Annotated in this window: 8 protein-coding genes; 2 read left to right on the plus strand and 6 right to left on the minus strand. The window is 51.3% G+C overall.

Annotated features, from left to right (window positions below):
* Positions 1 to 18: 18 nt before the first annotated feature.
* The 6 genes from SH573x_RS01670 to SH573x_RS01695 all read right to left on the minus strand — a co-directional run bounded on the left by SH573x_RS01670 (position 19) and on the right by SH573x_RS01695 (position 18,187).
* Entirely contained in the window at positions 19 to 1,989 is a 1,971-nt protein-coding gene (locus tag SH573x_RS01670) for a hypothetical protein (protein ID WP_479352555.1), read from the minus strand.
* The gene (locus tag SH573x_RS01675; RefSeq protein ID WP_479352556.1) at positions 1,967 to 6,805 is read right to left on the minus strand and encodes an Eco57I restriction-modification methylase domain-containing protein; all 4,839 of its coding nucleotides are present in this window, start codon (positions 6,803 to 6,805) and stop codon (positions 1,967 to 1,969) included. Before SH573x_RS01675 ends, SH573x_RS01670 begins: the two co-directional genes overlap by 23 nt.
* Before the next feature lie 81 nt (positions 6,806 to 6,886).
* A complete protein-coding gene (locus tag SH573x_RS01680; protein WP_479352557.1) occupies positions 6,887 to 7,687 on the minus strand; it encodes a DUF429 domain-containing protein in 801 nt (266 codons plus the stop codon).
* A gap of 11 nt (positions 7,688 to 7,698) precedes the next feature.
* The gene (locus SH573x_RS01685) at positions 7,699 to 10,581 is read right to left on the minus strand and encodes a DUF8741 domain-containing protein (protein WP_479352558.1); all 2,883 of its coding nucleotides are present in this window, start codon (positions 10,579 to 10,581) and stop codon (positions 7,699 to 7,701) included.
* A gap of 3 nt (positions 10,582 to 10,584) precedes the next feature.
* Positions 10,585 to 12,654 carry a 3'-5' exonuclease gene (locus SH573x_RS01690; RefSeq protein WP_479352559.1) on the minus strand — a complete coding sequence of 690 codons (2,070 nt, stop codon included), beginning with the start codon at positions 12,652 to 12,654 and terminating at the stop codon, positions 10,585 to 10,587.
* A gap of 1 nt (position 12,655) precedes the next feature.
* On the minus strand, positions 12,656 to 18,187 hold the full coding sequence (locus tag SH573x_RS01695) for a DEAD/DEAH box helicase (RefSeq protein WP_479352560.1): 5,532 nt from the start codon (positions 18,185 to 18,187) through the stop codon (positions 12,656 to 12,658).
* A 319-nt stretch (positions 18,188 to 18,506) separates the two neighbouring features.
* Between SH573x_RS01695 and SH573x_RS01700 the strand changes: the two genes are divergently transcribed.
* Both SH573x_RS01700 and SH573x_RS01705 read left to right on the plus strand, forming a co-directional pair.
* Positions 18,507 to 18,857, plus strand: a complete 351-nt coding sequence (locus SH573x_RS01700; protein ID WP_479352561.1) for a helix-turn-helix domain-containing protein — start codon at positions 18,507 to 18,509, stop codon at positions 18,855 to 18,857.
* 98 nt (positions 18,858 to 18,955) lie between these two features.
* Positions 18,956 to 22,321, plus strand: a complete 3,366-nt coding sequence (locus tag SH573x_RS01705; protein WP_479352562.1) for a patatin-like phospholipase family protein — start codon at positions 18,956 to 18,958, stop codon at positions 22,319 to 22,321.
* Positions 22,322 to 22,335 lie beyond the last annotated feature (14 nt).

The raw sequence follows: 22,335 nt of genomic DNA on the forward strand, positions 1-22,335 counted from the left end.
CATGAATCGTAAATGCTCCTAAAACCGAACACCAAAAAGCATGTTCGCATCGTTGATCCTATCCAGTGTGAGCCGAAGAAATGGCTCTTTGGCTAACGAGCCCATCGGTCGCGTTGTCGTCGTAACAATGTACTGGAACGCCGCTTCAGTACCGGGGGAAAGTTGTTCTAGATCTGCGATGGACTGAAGGAATCGCTGATATAGATAAGGTTCTATATCAGCGTCACGTGGGCTGTCGTCGAGGAGAAAACGCGGATGGTTACCGATAGACCTCATGCTTGCCATCATGCAGGCAAGGTCGAACGCTAAAATGGTCGAAGTACCCATCGCTTCCCCTGAAGATTGGAAGCCTGCGCCCAATCGGGGATGAATGCCGTTGGCGTTGATTTCGATGGAGGCCTCGAATCGCGAGCCGGTAGTGCGGAACAATGCTTCGATAAAACACTCGGTGATCGTCTTGCGATTCTTCTTATAGCGCTGATCTGCTTTACGCCGCTGCTCAAGCGATGCTCTAATCGATGCAGGGAACGCATCTTGGGAATTCACTAACTGACTCAGCTCCTCACAGACACGTTGATATCGTTTAGCCGTTATCTCAAGAATGCGCATCTCGTTGATGGTATCACGCAATGGCTGCCGAACTGCTTCAGCGGCTGTTTGAGCCTCCGTGTATGCCGCCTCTGATGTCGCTACCAGGCTCTCTTTCTCTGCCAATTCCATTCGAAGACTATTGAGGCGCGATTGACAAGCATCGATGATCGACTGCTTTTCGGCTTTCATCCGCTCCAAGTCTGGATCGTACTTTGGAGCAATCCGTGCCGTGCTTCCTGGACAACCCTTTGATATCGCTTCGGACTTGGTATTGAACAGGTGGCAAAACACACCCATGTCCGCGTTGGAAAGCAACTGCGTCTTGTAGGAGCCGTCATCAACGGACTTTAGAAACGTCTCGGCCTCTTTGATGTCAGTCTCTTCATGACCGATCTTCGCGCGTAGTCGGCCAATGTCCTGCTGTAATTCGTTATTGGACTTGCGCCAATCGTGAAGAGAGTCAAGACTCATCTCGTTCGCCAGGCTTTTCTCAGCCTTTACTCTTCTCGTGCTCGCGTAGGTGATCGCCTGGGCCGCGAGCAACTCTCCTTCGAACTCCTGAATACCTTCGGGTAGTAAGCCCAAGAGTTCCTGGAGGCTCTCCGCTTGGACAGCACGTTTCAGGTCGATCTGTCGTGCAAGCTTTCCGCGGGCACTCAAAAGCGTTTTGTGGGATTCGATCAATCCAGAGTCTTCCGCATTCAGCAGATCCATCACCGTTCTAACGAGGATATGGTTGTCTTCGATGGACAGACCGCGCTGAAACGGCTCAGCACCTCCGGGACGCCAGTTTACGTGAGACTTATGAGCGCACTTTTGATCTGGTGCCAACCATCCGATCACGTCTACCCAGCGGAGCTCGCGTTTGCTCATTGGTAACTTCGTCTTAGCCAAGGGAGCGATAACGATGCGTTCCATCGTCTGGAGGAAATTGGCGTACGGCTCGCGCAATTCCCTATCCGCCAGTGACTCGATTCTGATCTTGGAGGCAAAAGATTGTGCTTGAGACGTGTAGAGTCCAATCGGACGCGCAACGAACCAAGTCTCTGTGCCGATTTCGAAAGTTGCAACGATGTAACCATCGGGAAACAAATCGCAAATAGCTTGCCGCACTACTTTCTCGGCAAAACTTACCTCACCCAAGCAATACCGAATCAGACGCATGAGGGTGCTTTTCCCAACGTTGTGCCCTATTCCTCCTTCGGATGCTCCCGTGTTTTCCGTCGTGGCGATGATATTCAATCCACGACGGAACTCGATGGGATCACGGATAAGCTCCGCATCCTCGCCTAGCGAACGTAAGAGTCGAACTTCTTTGAGCCAAAACAGCGGCGCTGGTCTCGCTGGAATCCAACTAAGGGCTTCACGGCTCTCATCAAAGAGTGGTAAGGTTTTCAAGCTCATCCTCTTTGATGAAGGGTTGGAGTTCATCAAACGCGTTGGCGCTGAACATGTCGTCGTCGCGTTTGCCCATGAGCTTCGTAGTCGCTTCGATTGCCTCCTTCACATGAGCTGCCATGGCCTTTGAAAGTTCAGAATCCAATCCGCTGATGTCAGCCAAGCCGACTATTCGTCGACCTCGTTTGGTTTCCATGGTCACAACACCGTTTGCATGAAGTGCTTCTAGCTGCGCAACCAGACTCGGGAGCATCGCTGTGGTACTTGCGTTGGCTCGCTCATTCTCCGGGACGGGCTCGTCCAAAAGAAATCTGCGACGCAAGCCAGAGTTGAGGGCGAAGCAGAGATCGGAAGCAAGCACTTCGAACTGGACAGGAACATTACGTTCTTTGAGGATTAACCGTAGGTGTAAAATTCCCTGGCCTTGCTCCAAGCGTTGCCGCTCTCTGGATCTATCCTTGTCACTCTGGCTTGGCGATACGGAATCGATGTGAATGACTTCGCAATACGCCTGGCGGATCTCGTCGGTCCAGTCGGCGTAGGGGATGAAGTTGCCGTTGGCATCGGTGGGCGGGCCGGGGGGAGGATTGAGGGGTGATTGGTAGCTGCGGAGGAGCGGGCGGAGTTCTTCTTCGGATTTACCGGGGTTGGCGGCGCGGATAGCTTCGTTGGCTTCGATGATCTCGGTCATCTGGTCGTAGATTTCGAGGATGAGTCGTTTTGTGCGGTACTCGCCGTACTTGGCTTCGTCCTTGCGGCGGACAATAGGAAAGGTGTCCATGATATAGCTGACGGCATCTCGCGGTGTTGGGAACATTTCCAGAAGTGCTTCATTGCGCCTATTGCTTTGATCTACCCCATGAACAAATCCCCAATCACTCTTTCGCCCCAAGTAGAGCTGAAAATAGCCTGCGTCAAGTTCGCAACGTATTTGAAAGCGGCGAATCGCATTCCACAAAAATGGCGCGCCGTCATACCCAAAATCGCTAGCGAACGCAGAAACATCCCAAGCCGTGTAAGTTAGTTCTAAAACCCTGTTTCGGATGCATTGCGTGGAGAAGCTTACGGATTGATAGATTCCGTAGCTACTCGGCGGTAGTACGGGAAGCTGTTGCATTTGATTAAACCTCAAATGCATACCGCTGACTTTTTGACGTGCACAGTAATCAAATACGAATGAGCAGAGATTTGACAAGAATGCTGGAAATTTCTGCAGGTACTCAGGAGACAAAAGAGCAATTGGTAATGTGTCTCCAGCGGCTACAAATGGGGTAATTGCAGAAATTACTGTTCGCTCATTCTTTGCGTTCGTAATGTCGCGCCAGCATAAGAACCAATTGAATGGCCATCTATCTCGCACGCGAGTGCGAACAACTGACTCTGGAACCCAGTATCGCGGAACAGATTGAAATGTGGCATCTTGGTGATCTTCAAGTGCTACTTCTGGCAATTTGCCCTGTCTCGACTGAGCTGGAGTTTGGTTCTCATAAGTTCCAAATCGGTGATCAAAATGATGCACCATCTTTCCTTCAAAAAGGGGCAATGCAAGCTCGTTTTCCCGACACAATTGATTAGACCGTTGAGTAAATCCGCTCAAAGCAAGCTGTTGCCGATCGTGAAAGGTAGCATTCCCTGCATCCATCATGAACATCAGAAAACCTGAAAAACTCCAGGAGCTCGAATCAGATCTCTGGTCGTAAAGCACAGGTATGGAGCTGGCAAAATGCTTAAGAAGGACCACATCGCTCGCGTATCTAAAAACCGGGCAGGTGCCGGTGTTTGGATTTAGCAATGAAAAATCACTAGGCTCAAGCGAGAATCGTCTGCGAGGATCATTTAATTCCTGAACTTGACGAGCGAAAAACATAAGGTCGATGAACGGATGATTTGACCGGTATGGTCCAACAGTAATCAGACAGAATCGCATCGCGTGATGAACATTGGGAAACAGAAATTCCTCATTCTCGAAGTCAAATAGACTGGTCAGTCGGCCATTCGAGACCAAATCCGAAAACAAGTGTCGAGTAAACGTATCCGTCGCAATTCCTGTGGGAAGAATCAGCCCGACGTAGGCGGAAGATGACAGGGTGCATGAGAGCTCAAGAAACAGTGGTGCCGTATTCAAACGTCCTCGCGTTGCTAGTGGAAAGCGTCTACTGTTGTGCAACCAATGTTGCTGCGCAGCGATCTTACGGTTTTCATCACGAAACCGCCTGATGAGCTCAGGTTGTTCTGTTGTCAGTTTATGAATTGCATCATCTCGATCGGACTTTCGCTTTATCTTCGCCACGTGAGGAAGCAATTGTGCAAAAAACTCTTGTGCATTCGCTTGAACTTGATCCCAGGGAGGATTGCCTAGAACAGCATCGAATCCATGACTCCAGCCGGTTTGAGTGTTCTGTTCAACTTTTGGGTCCTCTGGCAATGCAAACACATCAGGAAACGATAGGTGCCAATGGAAAAACTGATATTGATCAGAAAGCCGTATTACTTCGTCGCGAATCATTGGCGACGCGCTGTGCGGATGTCGTTCAATCTCGCGGAATTTTCGGTCAGTAGGGCACAATCGTCCTAAATCAGTGTCAACCTTCTCCCAAACGAAAGCAGCACACCACGTATCGGCCCAAAATCGCGCATTCAAATAAGGAACGCCCTTGATTAATTCATCATATTGCTTCTGCTTGTCGGCGATCGCGTCGAGCGACTCGTCATCGGCTGCAGATAGCTTCGCAAACCGATCAGCCATATTGCCCAGCTTGTAGAATGGCTCGAACAGCGAACGCTGGCCTGACTTGTGATCGATTCGATCGCGTTTATTTTGCTTCTTGAGTTGTGTGCAAATTTCTTTGTCATCGCCCTCAATTGGATTGAAGGCTTCATCGGGAATTCCTTCGTTGAGTAAGCGCGGCGTTGCTCCTAAGAGGCTGTTTCCGCATTTAATGTGATTATCAAGAAACGAAAACGGTTTACCTGGCTCGAGGGCTTCCATCCAAAGACTGACTTTGCAAAGTTCGACGGCCATTTCGTTGATGTCGACGCCGTAGATGCAACGACCGATGATCTGGCGTTTTGCATGCTGAATCTGAAGTGTTGTTGGCTCGGTGTCTTGTGTTTCAAGGCGAGCAAGGTGCAAGGCCATGCGGTTGGCTGCAGCAATCAAGAAGTGGCCAGATCCGCAGGCGGGATCACAGACCTTTAGATTCAGTAGGCGTCGTTTGGCTTCGTCGCGATCGGGCACATCGATGGCTTGGTTGACAACGGGATCAAGCGCCGAATCAAGCAGGCAGTTGATCAGCGATGTTGGAGTGTAATAGCTACCGCTCGTCTTCCGTTCGTTGCCAGCAGCAGTGCGAAGTACGAAGGGTCCTTCCTGGCTGTCGATCTCAGGATGGAGTTCGAGCAATGATTCGTAGATCGAACCCAGCTCTTCGGAACCAAGATTGCCGAAGTCGACAGCGCGACGAATACTGCCGCCACGGCCCGTTGCGTCGTCGGTAAAGCAAAGATGCCGGAAGGCATCGAGCAGTGCTTCGTTCGAGATCTGAGCGGTGTCAAGATCAGGCGTCGCAGTGTTGGAGAACAGAAACGAACCAATGCCGGGAATCCCGAGCGGAGCATAGCCGTCGCGCAGCTTCAGGAAAGTTGTCTTCAGGCTTTCGTAGAGGTCGCGGTGTGGCGTGCCACGACGTTCATTGGCGAGCTTGCGAATACGACCGACGCTATAGAACTGGTTGTAGCGATCGCGAATGTGGGCTGGGGTATCGATAGGATGAAGGAGATTCTGCCCCGACTCGGTACGCTTGTCCTCGGCGACCATTAGCATCAGCAGGCGATAGACAAGGCGCAGCAATTGGCGATAGTAATCTTGCGTCGATAGTTCACCAGATCGAAGGCGCTCGTGAAGTACAGCATTGCTTGTGCAGGTATAAAAGCCAGCACCGAAGGTTTGGATTGCGAGCTGGACTCCATCGCGTAGCCTCTCTTTGGCTCTTGTTCCCTGATCACCGGCTAGCTTGGTCCAAACCTCCAGCCAGCAGTTCTCGGGGCCAAGACGCGTCGGCTCTCCAATCTCGATGGCTTCTTCGTCAACGTCTAACTCTGATTCTTCAGAAGCCTCATCGTCGAGATCTAGCTGGTACTTGCCCAATTTCTCGGCGACCTTGGATGCACTCCTTTTTGCTTTGGCGGGTTTGGCAGCCTTCTTGTTTGAGCTCTTGTTGTCGACAATCGGCGTAGGCTGAATCTCAAAGCGCGATTGATGGCAGATCAGGAAGAGAACTGTGAAGTCGGCGTGGTATTCGCCGTCCATCATCGTTTCTAGATCGAACTCGACGTTGGCCGAGCGTGTTAGCGAAGCGTTGTCGCGGAGGACATAGAGTTTCAGACCATTCGAAACAAAGCCCCAGCGATGTTTCGAGCTGCGGTTCAATAGCTCCTGAACCAAGCTGTAGGGGCTGCGTGTTGCTGCGCCCGAAACATTCTGCGTTCGCTTGTCGAGCGGAAGCCTCGCGGATAACAAGTGGATGGGAACATGATCTTCCCATCCATGGCTGATGGGATAGTCCTTGTTGTCGATCGTGATGGCCCGCTTGTTCTGCAGCCGCCCGTAGCCAAGGCAATCAAACAGCGGCAATAGCCACTCATCCCTTGTGAGCGTTGTGCCGGTATCTGACGCAGGCAAAGCGTCGAATTTCTTACGGAACGATTTCCAATACGCCAGAGCACGGCTGTAGGCAGCGGTTGCGGCTTCATTGAGGCGAATTGAACCCGGCACGTGATAATCGGCTGGCGTCATGCCAGGAAGCGCGCGATCCATGCTACCGACTCGGGTTAGTAGGTCGAGCGGTAGCAGGAGGCCAGCAGCAGTGATGGAGCTAAATGGGTTTTGCATTGGGAACTACGGTCGACTTTTCGTGCAATAAGTTGTTACTGCAAGTTTAGATGGCGTGACGATCACACCGTCATCGGCAATACCTGTGGCAAAGGCATCATTGCTGATGACATTTTGTGCGGTGAATAGACCAACGATTGAATCCAATTCGTCATGCGAAATCTCAGGGAAATCAAGACCGTCGGCTAGGATTTTGTCCCAATTTGCGAAAGCGGATTCAAATTCGCTAAGAAGCTCTCGTGACAGCGCGGTTTCACTCATGTCCAAATTAAAGAGTTCCGCTTGCTTGCGTAGGTATGCAATTCTTTCGACTTGCCCCGCAAGTGATGATTTCGTTTGTGGAATCCAGCCTAACCCAACAACAAAAGAAGCGTGGGGATGAACTTCAAAAACATACTTCTCGTTGGGTTTGAACTTAACGACACCAGGAGCACGGTAAAGCTCGTAGCCTTGGGACTCTACATTCTTGTAAATCTCCCAACCTCGTTCGATCCACGTAGGCGGATCGCTTCGGGGAGTGTTGTAAAGTCCAATACCTTTCATTCTAAGTTGTGCTTCGCAGACACGAAAATTTTCATACTTACCTTTTGGTACTCCATAGGCTCCCGGGTTTGATGCGATGCAGTTCTTATTGTTCGCCGATGGGGCGTCAATTGCCAACACTTGTGGTTCATTCTCAGCTAGCCAAACGTACAGAGATTGAACGTTGTTCAATCGAGCAAGGCGTACTGTATTGTCTTCGATATACGCGACATCCATCGCTCGCGAAGAACCAGTGACATCGACACATGCGGCTGTAATTGTCATGAATGAAAACTCTACGATGGTAAATACAAGTAAACGCCGAGGACATCGGGTGGTAACTGTGGCTCGATGCCGTAACGAATATGACGCCGTTGACTTGCGGTGCGGACGCGTTGATGCGAATCCAGAAGTCGCTTGCCGTGGGTTTCTGCGATCGCGTTTAGCTGAGGGTATAGGATGTCAAATTCGCGCAGGACCTTTTCGAGTGACTCGCGGGCAATATCGGGTGTGATGTTGCTGGAAGGAGTGGCGGCCAACAACTCTTCCGCCTGATCCACTGGCAACCAACGCGCGTTGGAAGGTGCGCTCTCAAAGCCGACTACCAAGCTATCTTCGGCCAGCAAGGGAGACATCTCGTCGCCCTTGATCACAAGAATGTGATACCGCAGTCGCAAGAGTAACAGCGTCGTCCGAATCGAAACGGCATCCGTGCGAATGGCTCCGCAGCGTCGGGCAATCGAGTCACCACCGGTAGTCGTATCTAGCGCCCTGTCCATGACGAAGCTGGAGATCGACTCCACAATGGAGTTGGTCCGTGACAGGTACAACTCATTTGTGGCAACTACCGGATGAAACCTGGCATTGAACCGCAGTATGCTCTTGGCGGAATCACCAATTAAAACGCCACGAGCCCTGGATTGCACCAGTTGCTGGACGCTTTCGCGTATCGGACGAGGCGTTTCCGATAGATCAATCGTATAGCGATGGTTGTGTTCCGTACATGTCCCACCCAAGCTGACAACCGCCTCGGTCACAAATGTCTGCAGGTCCGCCGTGGATCCGATAGCGCTTAATGCCGATGCGACTTCGCTGGCGACTTCATCTGGTTTGATAGAGTGTTGCGCGAAGAGGGATCGACTCTTCTTCTCTCTGTCGGCAGCCATTTGCCACTCGCTGTTGAACTCAGCAGCTTTTTCATCGAGACCACCCTCAAACTCCAAAAGCAGCTGATCAGGATTTCGATTGCGCAGCAGCAAGCCTTCGTATAATGCCTCCAGTACAGTGTTGCTGCTGGTCGGTACTGGGACGGAAACACCGGTGGCTTTGCGAATTTTCTTGTGTTTGTTGATCAGAACCTCTAAGACCAGCCCATCGATCTGATTATCTGTGCTGTAGTAGGTCAAAACTTTTACTTCAGGCTTTGGTTGCCCGAAGCGGTCGACGCGGCCTTCGCGTTGTTCATGACGTGTTGGGTTCCACGAGAGATCGTAGTGGATCACCGCGCTGAACAAGTGCTGCAAGTTGATCCCTTCACTCAAACAGTCTGTGCACACCAGTACCGATTTGGGTAAATCCTGAAGTTCGGCAATACGATTCTCGCGCTCGTCCGGAGGAATCAAGCCGGTTACCGAGACTACGGCCACATCCTTCGGCAAACGAGCTCGCAGCTGCTCTGCGAGATACTCGGCCGTAGCTATAAACCGGCAAAACAGAATCGGATGATGACCTTCTTCGATCAGCTGCTTGATGATAGGAACTATTTTCTTGAGCTTGGGATCCCCATCACCTTGTAGCTTGTCGGCAGCACCTGCCATATCGAGTAGCCGACGTCGCTCCGATCCTTGTTCACTTTCACTCGCTTGCAATTCTGAGATGTCTGCCCCCGCAGTCACGTCGGGTGCTTCTTGAGCTTCATCTGTATCTTCGTCCAGCACCAATGGCCGACTAAGTTGATCAACTTCTTCGGGAGTGTCGGCAGCCATCGATTGCAGTTTGCTTCGCAGTGTAGCTGCAGCAGCAGCTGGACTACTGGCCAATGCGCGGAGCAGAGCCAGAGCTGCCCACCAGCGCACACGCTGGCGAACACGTGACATTCCTTCCGAACCTCGAACGACGCCTCTCGCATAGTCGAGCAACCGATCGAATAACTGCCGGTATTCTGAACGTTCCAGCTTATACGTTTCCTCACGCTCCAAACGCTCGGGAAAGGCTGTATCATTCGCAATGTAGGTTTCAATATCCTTCCGCCGCCGCTGGACGAAATGCTTGGCTAGCTGCTCTCGGTTCTTGCGGTTGGCATCCCCCGACAAGTCATCGGGCAATTGTTCGAAGGCTGGATTAAGTAGATGCAATAAAGACCGAAAACCTTGTTCGTTGCCAGAGTGGGGCGTTGCAGTCACAAACAACATATGCCGATTGGGATTCTCTGCTAGTTTGCGAATGACTTCATGGCGTTGTTGCCGACTGCCACTGGAAGATTGATTGGAAAGCGTTGTGCATGTGTGAGCTTCGTCTACGATCACGAACTCTGGACATGCACGAATGAACTCCGCTCGGCGGCCTTCCGACTTGATATAGTCGAGTGACACGACAACAAAGGGAAAGACTTCGAAGACCGATTTGCCACCGCAATATTTATCAAGCCGACGAGCAGTGCTTGCCAGTACTAGCTCGGCATTGATATGGAACTTGTGCAGCAGCTCTGACTTCCATTGCTCAGCTAGGTGCGGTGGACAGAGCACAGCAAGTCGCTGTACCTCGCCACGTTCAATCATCTCCTTGGCGATCATAAGGGCCTCGACCGTTTTTCCGATACCCACGTCGTCCGCAATCAACAGACGTACTGTATCCTGCCGCAGTGCCATCAATAACGGTACGTACTGATAGGTTCGCGGTTGAACCGCAATCTTGCCCAGTGAGCGAAACGGACCAGCGGAAGATCGAAAACCTAATCGGATTGCGTCGCGAAGCAAGCGACACGAGCGATGGTCGCCGAGTTGCGTCGGATCAGGCAGCTCAAAAGTGGCTGGCTGAACTTCTTCAATGCGGGGGTCGATGCCCGCAATTTCCTGGTCGGTCCCGCCCAGCGGTCTGAGAACCAAAAAGTCCTCTTCGGATTCTGGTAGGACTACCCATTCGCGGCAACGCGATCGAACTAGTGTTCCCGGCGTATACATGGTCTACTTTTTTAGGAATGGAGAGGCATTGCCCACATAGGTTATGTACAGCTCATCCCGTGCACGTGTCATAGCGACGTAGAGCAACTGTCGCTCACGCTGCATGGCCAAGTCGTAATCACCCTGATCTCGCATTTTGCTCATTACGAACTGATTGGGTATAGAGTTTTCGTTAGCATCTACTACGAAAACGACTTTGAACTCTAGTCCTTTAGCTCGGTGCATTGTGCCGAGATAGACTCCATCCACTTCGCCAGAAGCTTCGTCATTATCCAAAGCTACCGTCGCGATACCAACCTCAGCGAATGCCGACTCGAATGGTTTTAGTACGCTTGCTGATCGAGCGAAAATCGCAATCTCATGGGGCGAGATCTTTTCGTGCGAGATGGCTTGGACCTCGCTAAGAACGTACTGTACTTCATCGGCTGAATTAGCAAAGCCTTGAACTACAGGCATGGGGCCATGTAGCAAGCTAATGGACTTGCGACGTTCACTACCTTCGTCAAAGTCGTCCACGCTATCAGGCAGAATTGCATCGGAGAACTGTCGAATCTGTTCTGTCGTTCGATAGTTGATACGCAGAGGAAAGGAACGTCCAACAGTGTTGATGCCTAGCTTCTTCAGACTGAATCCGCCCGGATAGATGCGCTGGCCAGCATCTCCCAGCAGCATTAGTTCACCGAGATTCTCAGCTACCAGCGCTCTTAGAAATAACAACTCCTGCACTTGCAGATCTTGGACTTCGTCCACAATGACTGCGTCGTAAGGACTAGCGACTTTACCTTCTTCAATCGCTAATCTAGCCACGCGACAAATGCCAGACCACGTAACCTGGTTGGCCGAGTGCATGGCATCACGCATGCCTTCGAAAACGTTCCAACAGGATTTACGTTGCTTAATGGTTAGTGGCCTGCCACGGCCCATGCGTGTGGCATCTCGATATTCGTCCCAGGTATAAATTCCCTGCGGTTCGATGACGCCATTCCATTCGCTTTCCAAGAATCCCAACGAGATGCTGGCATCACCGCGCGATTGAAATCGCTCTATGAGGGCAGGAATTTTGTCGGCGTTGATGGGCTTGAGATTTGGTTTGACGGCTTTGGCAATCTGCAGAGCCTCTGAATGAACCGTGCTGCAAATAACTCCGACAGAATCATCGGCTGGTTTCTTACCATTACCAGCGCGAAGTATCCTGAGGTTTTTGGCGTTGTTCTGGCATAGCGTCCTCACATACGACGTCATCAGTACGCGTTTGCCTTCCTTGTGCAGGCGATGCGCTCGGTGTAGTCCCACTACGGTTTTTCCGGTACCGGCGGGTCCAGTCACTTTGCTTGGCCCGGAGAACTTGGCGGTGACGAGTTTTCGTTGCGAGGGATGGAGAAAACGTATCCATTCTTCAATGGGTTGCGTTAACAGAGAGATCAAGTCGCTCGCGTTCTCGACCACCCAAAAGCGAGATCCGTTAACTGCTGCGACTGCCGGTGTGGCGACTTTGGGTTTCGGTGGCGTAACGAACTGTCCGGCGGCCAGTGCAATAAGGGCTTCTCCCACATCGCCTGGCAACTTACTGGCTGCCAAAAGTAATTGATCATCGTTTTGGATTTGACGAATGGTTGCCAGCCAATCCTCAGGGACTCCCAAACTATGCAGGTAATCATTGGCGTACTTCTCAAACAATCCTTTCGGAGACGGTTCGTCGACGTCAGAATCCGTTGGCACTGCCTTGAGCATGGATTCCACGCTCTCAGCCGATTCGACTAACTGCAGGACCCCGGTCACTGGATGCTGCTCGACGCGTCGCTTAGATGCCCATTTATACGCATCATCGTGTGAGTCAACGTGTAGCAACGTGAATTGATGTGGGGTCTGATGGACAATGGCGCGGATACCCCGATCGATTCGCGCGGATTTCATACCGCCATCAACTGCGTTTGTTACCGATTCTAGGTTGAGTCCTGTGTTCGCCGGATTCTCCATGAACTTCATTAAGAAGCGGAGGATCTTGCCCTGTTCGTTCGAAGAGAAGCGTTCGATCGATTTACGAAACGTATCAGCCACCGTTACTGAGCTCATGCTAGTTGGCTCCCCGGGTGATTCTCTTAATTGCATCACCATCTGTTGGAGCAAGAGCGATGGCCGACTTACCGTTGTCCTTTAAGGCCTGCAGAACTTGGTCGCAACTTGACTGGGAGGTGTCGACGATATAGAGTTCTTGGTTGTCGCGAATAGCTAGCAGTTCATATTTACCAATGACCCGACCGTTGGACTGAACGTCCCCTCCTGGTTCCAGTGACAGAACCGCAACTTGGGACAACTCTCGAACCAAAGGTTGCCAGTCGCTAGAGTACAAATCGAGGTCGGGAGTGGGAACTGCCGCCTCAGCCACTGCGGTGTCAATTGGCAGTGCCTTGCATGCGCCGAACACGTGGGGAAACTTGGCCACCACTCCATACCAACTCTCGTCGTGTAAGAATCGCACCACAGTGTAGTCAAGATCTTCGAGATCGAGAGTCTTCTCATTGTCTCGATTGACGCGATCAGGAAAGTCGTGGACCGGCCCATCGATATACACCATGACCTTGTGCTGTTCATATTGAAAGTCGGGGCGAGTGTTCGTTCGCTCAAAAAATTTCTGGGTACTCGTCGGCAAGTTGAGCCCGTTGGTGACCAGGAAGTCGAGCCACTTCCGCTCCAGGCTGCTACCACAGCGAGCCTTTAGTTCGTGCAGATGCACCGCGAAGTTTGCTTCCGTTGGCGAGTGACTGACGGTGCCAGTCGAAAGGCACAACAGAAAATCGCGAATTGAATGCCGATCAAGAAAATCGTGGTCGCGCTGATTTGAGTAACTCTGCAAACAGTCATAGCAGGCAGCTTCACAATCTTCAGATGCGCCTTCAGCTCGCCTAAGATCTTCACCGTCGGCAGTAAAGTGACATAGCCTTAAAGCTTCGAGCGCAAGATCGGCAATTGACGTTTTACTCTCCAATAGTCTTCGCAGTACACCTGCACCGCCCTCAGCGGATTCATACATCAAGATACGTTTGCGATTGTCGCTGGAAGGCAGCGGTTCGCTTGCCAATTCGTTATCTTCGAGTTGGTACAGCCCTTGTATTGCTTTCTTTAGAACGGCTTGAAACGACGCCATTTGAGTCAACGACAGATCTTCAACTGGCTCGATGACCATGCAGTTGCGACGATCCTCCACGAACGGCACGACTCGATGCGTTCGATTGCCCAGAGGATCCTCTGGATCGTCTTCGTCACTCAATTGGTTGTTGCTTTGCCAGTAACCACGTTCAGTATCCAGAACAAAGCCGCGCTGCGACTTATCCGCTCTACGACGCCAGCCGAGATTAATTCGCCAAATGGTCGCCGCATCGCCGTAGGAGAGTTTCAGCTCGGTCTTGTCATTGCAATTTACCTCAGCAACTTGGCACACTTTGCGGCCAGATACATCCTTGTAACGCATGCCGGTAATTATCTCGTACCCCATCCGCAGTCGCTCTTCCTCGTCACTGTTAATGCGATCACGACGTTTGGTGGCCACGTTTTGCAGTCGCAGCATCGAGCCGATCGGTGACAAGCGAGCACTTGTACAATTATCGCAGACATCGCTGCCTTGCGTAGGAGCGGTACCCTCATGCAGATATCCACAGTCAACGCAGAGCTTGGCAGATATGGTCACGGGACTATTCCCATCACCGACGGGCAGGATTACACGGTTGACGACATAGCGAGATCCCTCGTGGTAGATAATGCTTCGCGGACCAAACTCGGAGATAGCCAAGAACCTCGGTCGTGAAAGATATTCGTCTTGTCCCTTGCCACGGCGGCGCGCACCAATAAAGGCCGACAATGGTAAACGAGGAAAATTATAGCCCGGTAGGAAACCTTCACTGGCGAAATACCGATAAGTATAAAAGTCCGATTGCGCCACGTTACGCGAATCTGTTAGTAACTCAATCTGGGACTCAGCTTCACGTCGCAATCGCTTGGCTTCGTCATGCTGAGCGCGGCGAGCGACATCGTTGATGATCGCATTCTGAAATTCTGCCTGCTTCTTGGCAGCGTTGAACAGATCTTTCCATCGCTGACATGCCTGCTCGAACGAGAGCAGGGTTTGATCGATGACGATATCAACCCAGCCATCGGTGAACCATGGTGCGCGTTCCTTGTTCAGCTCATCCTTAATCGAACAAATGATGTTACGTGAAACCTGTTTTGCTCTTGCGCGAGCATCAGCCTTGCTGAGTCCAGCTTTCTTGCTCGGCAATAGTTCGAGTGTCGGCTTAACTCCCTCGACATCGAGTATATCTGTTAGAGAGTTGCCAAGTGACTCCATCGTCTCACCGAGCCAAATGGCTTGTATGTGAGCGCGAATAAGATCTTCATTGGCCAGATCAAGCTGAGGAGGGCTGACGTATCCCGATACCATGCGGCGCGGCTGGCGGAAAAAATACTGGTCGTGTGAGCTACCGCTAGTGCAATAGGTGATCACTAATGCCGGTTGACCACTGCGGCCAGCGCGGCCACTACGCTGCGCGTAGTTGGCAGGCGTCGGCGGAACATTACGCATGTTGACTACGTTGAGCTGACGAATGTCCACACCAAGCTCCATGGTGGGCGAACAATACATCACTTTAAGCTTTGCACTGCCGAAATCGCGTTCGCGTTGCTCGCGAAGTTCATATGGAACCTGTGCAGTATGCTCACGAGCTTCGAGTCCCCTTAGGTCGGCTGCGACAGTTCGGTAGAAATCGACAAAGAACTTGTTCGTACGACCGCCTTCCTTTGGCGCACGTGGAACTCGAATCGGATCATGAAACGCTCGTTGACCGTCACTAATCGTCCACTTCATGGCTGCAGCGGCTATCTGATAGCCAGGCACTGAGTTGGGTTCATCAGATGTGATCGCTGGCACTGTAAAACCAGCTTTACTGAGGACTCGAAGCAGGTCTCGGATAATTGTTTCTTTGTCGGCGAGCTTGAGTGCATGTGTCTTACGGTCTAGCTCGGGAAATGTCGAACTGCGATTCAAGAATAAGCCGAAGCCGCTTCGGCCAGAAAGATAACTGTAGTACATGCGGTCATGCGGATTTCGGCTTCGAGGAAAGATTACGGTCGCTGACTCCATGCGCTCATTTTCGTCGATGGCCCAGGGATCACGTAAGCTTTGCGAGCTTTGCTGCTGGATTCGTTCGAAGAACTCCGGCGTGAGAAAGTCGACGTTAATCGCCAGCTCGCGCCGCATATAGTCCAACAAAACCTTGCACACGTCATACCGGGTTTTGGCCGAGGCAGTAGTGAGCGCCGCGTGGCTCCCATCCCAGGAAGAATTCGACGCAGCCAATTCAACAAGAGATGGGTATTCAATTCTAAGCAGACCGCATTGCTCAAGATTGGGAGAAGTGATTCGCCAACCACGTCGTTGGTCGCGATAGATGCGATATCCCAGAACGTTGCGGAAGGCGCGTTCAGTGTCTTGCTTCTGCGCAAACTGAACACCTGGCTCACGTGCGAAAAGTTCGATTGGCAAGTTAAGCGCTTTGAATACCCTCTGCGTTAGCTCGTCGTGACAGATGCCATCCTCACCTGCTAAGCTGACCGCCTTGTAAAGGCTTGACCTTAGCAGGCTGACCTCGACAAAGTCGTTAAAGTGGCCTGCCTGGAGAGAGGCGTCTTGTCGATTGTCGGTAAAGCTGAGCAACTTCTTAGCAATGTCGGCGATTGACTCTTCGCGTTGCAGAAATCGAACATTTGAAATACTTAGAATTGTCGTGGCTGTGCTGCGGCCACCACTCGAAAGTGTCGACAATTGTCCATAGTCGCTTGAGCCTTTACGAACGCGATAAGAGACGCCGCAATTCATGCAAAATCGAAATGGAGTCGAAACGAATTCGTAGCGGCAACCGTCGGGGCTCACAGCGCCGGAAGGACTAAGAAATACAGTGGTCGGCAGATAGTCCTTGTAGCCGGAGCGAAAGCGTTGACGCCCATTGTTCTCCTCAAGCCAATCGTCAGGAACGCGTTCAAAAATGGAATCATCATCTTGGCCGGGCCAGGGGCTTTCAGCATCACGGTATAGGAATCCAGCTTCTCCATTGTCGGGCTCGTCGCCTTGGAGGCTCATTTCACGTGACCGGAACGTTACTTGCCCATTCTCATGTGTGATCTTCCACACCGAATAGTAGTCTGCGCCGCACTCGCGGCAGAAGCATAGCGGCAGCAAGAATTGAGATTTGTCACTGCCGGGAACGTATAGTTGTCCCGATAGCGAAAGGTACTTGTTCGGAAAATCTTCAAGAGATGCATAAACGGTATCGCCGCGACTAATGAATTGATGCAACCGAAACGCGAATGGTTTCTGATTCGTTTCTGGATGTTTCTCGCAGTGGTATCCGGCGAGTAGCCAAGCTTGGATCGCGGCATTGCATTGATCAATTGGCACGTTTGTGAGCTCGCTGAGCTCTTTGGCCACGCCATGTTCGCCCTCAATACTTCTGGGTACGGCACGCACCAGTCGGCCCGATTCTGGATCAACGCGAACGCCGAATGTGGTTTCCAACCAGCTGGCTATCGCTGACGATGTAAAGTCATCGTAGCCGGATGGAATGGAGTCGAGACTATTTATGCACAACTTGAGGTCGTGCATTTCGCCAGCCGACTTGAATGTGAATTCTGGGGTCGCGCGGCGCAGGGTCTCGCCAATTATGTTCTCAGTTTTGACCGTCGTGCCGAATAACTTAGTAGCAACATCGGCAATTGTGGCTCGTTGTTCATCGTATGAGCCACCGCTAGCCATTGTTGCCGACGTTCCCACACAGAGCAGGTTCTTCGAGCCACTGGCCTCGCGAACACGGCGAACTAGCATCGCCACGTCGCTGCCCTGGCGGCCACGGTAAGTATGCAACTCGTCCAGAACTAAGAATGAGAGATTGGTTGCGCCTGTAACAAGGTTGCGCTCATAGGGACGAGTGAGTAGCAGCTCCAACATGACGTAGTTGGTCAAGAGGATATCCGGTGGGTTGTGGCACATCTCATCACGAACCTCCATCGACTCTTGGCCGGTATATTTTCCGAATCGCACTGGTTCCTTGCCTGGCGAAAAACCAACGCGCAGAAACTTTTCAAGCTCGCCGTACTGGCTGTTGCACAAAGCATTCATGGGATAAACCACGATCGCTTGGATGCCTCGCTTGCTGCCGTTGCGCAACACGAAGTCAACTATTGGGACTATGTACGACAAACTTTTGCCTGAGCCGGTGCCAGTCGTCAGCACATAACTCTCGCGCTGGGCGGCACAAGATATAGCATCCACTTGATGACGATGAAGCAGCATCGGCTCGCCGGTTGTGTTCGACTCGGACTTAATCCGAAAGATCGATCGACAAGTTTCTCGCAGAATTCGTTGGTCGACCAGCGAGTCGATCCAGCCACCCGAAGCAAAGCTCGGGTTCATTTGTATGAGAGGCTGCGGCCAAAGTGCTTGTTGTGCCAGTCCCTCGTCAACGAACTTCCGCAAACGCGGATCGCGAATACTGATAAAGCTGCTGATGTACTCGGCGTAGTCGGATACAACGGTTTCTCGAAGCTTGAAGACGTCCATAGACGAGGCCCGGGTGGCGAGGGATGAGCGGTTATTGGCGAGAAGCAAATTGAGAGGTTGCCCAAAGAATTGGTGCGGGGAACTCTCAGGTCCAGATCGCCAGCGCTGCGCGGCTTGAACTGACGGGAGATGAAAACAAATCGTTCACGCACATAGGAGAATATTCGAGGGGGAAGGGGCGAGCCGCTTTTGCGAACCCAATAATACTCGGGGTTAAGTCCGCGGTAGCTTGACCTGAAAGTACGGCAAAGATACCATCTGCAGGTGTTGCTAGCAATTAGCAGGTAGGGATTTTGTTTCCAAGCCGTGGGGGCCGACCATGACTTTTGGAAGTCGCGTGCGCGAGATGCGCCACAAGATGGAACTGACTCAGCGTGAACTCGCGGAGAGACTGGGCGTTAGCATCAGCTACATATGCAAGGTCGAGAACAACAATCTGCACTTCGGTGATTTTCCGAGCGAGAAGTTCGTAGGCAAACTTGCGGCAGTGCTAGAGGCAGACGCAGATGAACTGCTGCTTCTAACGAATCGTGTGCCAGTCCGTATTGGTCAATTGATCCAGCAAAACCATAGCGTCTTCAGACGCTTGGCTTTGCTTGACGATCACGAGGTTCACAAAGTTCTAAACCAAGTAGCTGAGCAATGCGATGCAATGTCAGCGCCACGGTGATAAGGTCTGAAACTTCACGAGCAGAGGATGCTGCGCGTGCCAAACTTTTTTGATTGGAGCACCGACGCGCGGTGCATCAATCAGTTTAGGGCGTTGCCATGTCGATACCAGTCGATTTCAAGACTGTTCAGATTGAAGAGAATCAGATAATCGACAATCGTCGAGAATGGTTGAATGGAAAAACGGAACCAGTTGAAGGTACGGAAAGTGAGAAACTGGACGGGACAGTCGGGCTTGCGTTGTCAGGCGGCGGTATTCGCAGCGCAACGTTTAACCTCGGCATCTTACAAGCATTCGCCGAGCAGCGATTGATATCCAATCTCGATTACTTATCGACTGTATCGGGTGGCGGTTATATCGGCAGTTGGTTAACAGCTTGGATATATAGGGATGGTGACGTGACTAACGCTGAAATGCTGTTGGCTCCAGACCGCGATACTAACAACAAAGCGGAACGTCACGTCAGGTCGACTGAAGCAACGCGTGACCCGATAGCACATGAAACAACCGAAGCGTTTTGTGATGAGCCTGAATCGATTCGTCATCTGCGTGCGAGCTCCAATTATCTTGCATTGCGTCCTGGGGTGTTTTCGACCGATTCTTGGGCCATGGTAACGATATACGTACGAAACGTGTTTCTAAATTCGCTTGTCGTAGTACCTACCGTGCTGGCAGTGGTAACCGCAGTCCTAATTCTATGTGAGCTATACACCAAGATCGATAACTACAGTCCACCAGTTGTTTTCGGGGGTACCATTGCGCTGCTCATAGCATCCTCAGTACTACAGCAAGCGTGTCTTGTGAATGTGCTTCGGAATGCCGCGGAGCCAACTAAAGACGAACAGGTAGCTAAGCAATATGAGCAGAGGTTGCGATGGTTTTTCTACGTCGGCATGTGCATTTTGATTCTCTCCTCATTCTCCTTATCGTTGGACTTGTCATCCACTCGCAGCAACTTTGATCGACTCCTCGCCTCTGGTGGTAAACGGTTCCTCACGAATGACTATGTGGCTCAAGTTGGTATTCTTGCTGTGGGCTACGGTCTTCTCAGTGGCATCATTCAATTTGTGTTTGTTCTTGGTTTTGTTCCGTTGCAAGCCGCTTCTAGTGTCTTCTTTCGATTCTGCGCTGGGTTCATATCCGGTGCTCTAGGGATAGTCCTGTTGGTTGCGATCAGGATCGCGATGACTAAGTCTGACGCTATGTTAGCATCCCATGTCGCTTTCCCCTCGGTCCTGTTGGCGGTCTTTGTCTGTGAAAGCATACGCACAGCAATTATCTGTCGAGTTGAAAGTCCAGAAGCTCGTGAATGGACATCGGTCTTTCAGTCCTACTGCTTGCGATTTGCGTTCACTGCATTGTTGTCTGTGTTTCTAATTCGATACGTCGGACAAGAGATAGTAGGAGAATGGGGCGCAACATCATCTGCAGCTGCAGGAGCGGTTTGGGGAACGATCGCAGTGACTTGCTTGAAATTGGCGCATGGTTCCGGATTTAGCGGTCTAGCCCGTGCTAGATGGTTGGACTACTTGATTCTACTCGGACCTCCCATTTTCCTAATCGGTTGCACCGTGCTTGTATCCGTATTTGTGAATGCACTGGTCGGAACGGGTTTTGATTCTTACGTAGGGCTTTTTGTCTTTTCATTGTTTGTCGCCGCCATCGTTGGTCTGATCGTCGACATTAACATCTTCTCGCTACAAGAGATGTATCAGTCACGACTTGTCAGGGCGTTCCTAGGAGCCTCGCGGAGGCGGACGGAAGACCAAGAGCTCGGTTCACCGATCCGAGCTCACGGATCCGTTCGCGTCCCCAACTCGATAACGCAACTTTCGACAGAAGACGACCTTGATCTTGCGAATCTGAAGTTCTCAAATCCTCCTATGGTCCAGGCAATTCCACCGTATACCGGTCCGCTACAACTTATTAATCTGGCGGTTAACTACTGCCAGGATGTGGTACTGGAACACCAAGAGCGTAAGGCCGACAGCTTTACATTGAGTCCACTTTATTGTGGGGCTAACTCTTTGGGTTACCGAAAAACGGAACCAAGCGAGCGCGACGTCTGGTGGCCATGTTTGGGTACACGAAAGATCAAGACTCGCGGATATGGTAATGGACTGAAACTTGGAAGAGCCATGGCATTATCCGGCGCAGCAGTGAGTCCGAGTATGGGTTACTATTCCTCGCCAGCAGTCACTGCGCTACTGACAGTTTTCAACTTGCGTTTGGGCGCGTGGTGCGGAAATCCGAAGCGTTACAAATGGCATCGCTATGGGCCGTTATCTGGCTGGATTCATCTCGTGAAAGAATCACTCAGTGCTACCGCATCGACTAGCGACTACGTCTATCTTTCTGACGGCGGTCACTTCGACAATCTTGGCGTTTATGAGTTGTTACGGCGAAGAGTGAAGTACATTTTTGTTTCTGACGCGGGCGCTGATACAAAGGGGAGTTGTAACGAGCTTGGGATGGTGCTCCGTAAAGCAACTGTGGATTTTGGAATTCAAGTTGACATGGATACCTCCGAACTTGAGATTGAGAAAGAAACTGGGCTGTCCAGCAGTTGTGTTGCGGTGGGAGAGATAACTTATCCAAGGTTTGGTGAGCTTAGAGAGTCAAGAGGATTCTTGATCTACATGAAGATGACCATGACCGGTAATGAGCCTGTTGAAATTACGACCTATCAGAAGCTTCACAAGTCATTCCCGCATCAGTCAACCATACATCAGTTCTATTCCGAGTCGCAGTTCGAGTGCTACAGACGGTTAGGACTAACTGTTGGGCGGAAAGTTTTGGTTGATAGCCTAGAGCTTTATGAAAAAGGACACCCACGGCGACCTCCAGAGAAGCCTAGGAATGAAGTACAACTACGAACGTTTTTAGAAATCGTAGTTGCCAACAACCGCTGGAGAGAAACGGATGATTGGGAAGCTAACGCACTTTCGTTTAACAAGAGGTATGCGGAGCTCGTTTCGCGGCTTCTTGGTGACATTCGCCTCGCTACGCTCCGGATTCAGGTGGAGACGATCTCGAAGATCATCAGCTTGTCGGAAAAAAACTGGTACTCGCCAGATAATTCGACTTCAAGATGGACAGATGACCGCCGAGAGCTAGAGCAAGAGCTACGGGATTCTTTCAATCAAAGGCGAACACCCGATGAAGATTGTGCGGAACAAGCTTGGATGGCAGAGGCAATTACACTGCTCGACGATGTGATGACCGACCTGAACCTTCAGATGTACGATTCGAACCGTACGCGCGGATGGATGCGAGTCATACGGATATGGATGAATACACACGCCTTTGCCAAACTGTGGGACACAATTGAACCTCATTTTTTGGTTGCGCGAAAGGTATTTGTAAAGGATCTTCGCAAAGACCGTCGCTGGATAAGCAGTCCCTTGGCACAAGACGAGGTTGCGTCTGGTGAGGCAATACAGCAAGAGGATAGGACGGGATAGACTTTCACGTACGG

It is taken from the genome of Rania fehmarnensis (assembly GCF_056494185.1).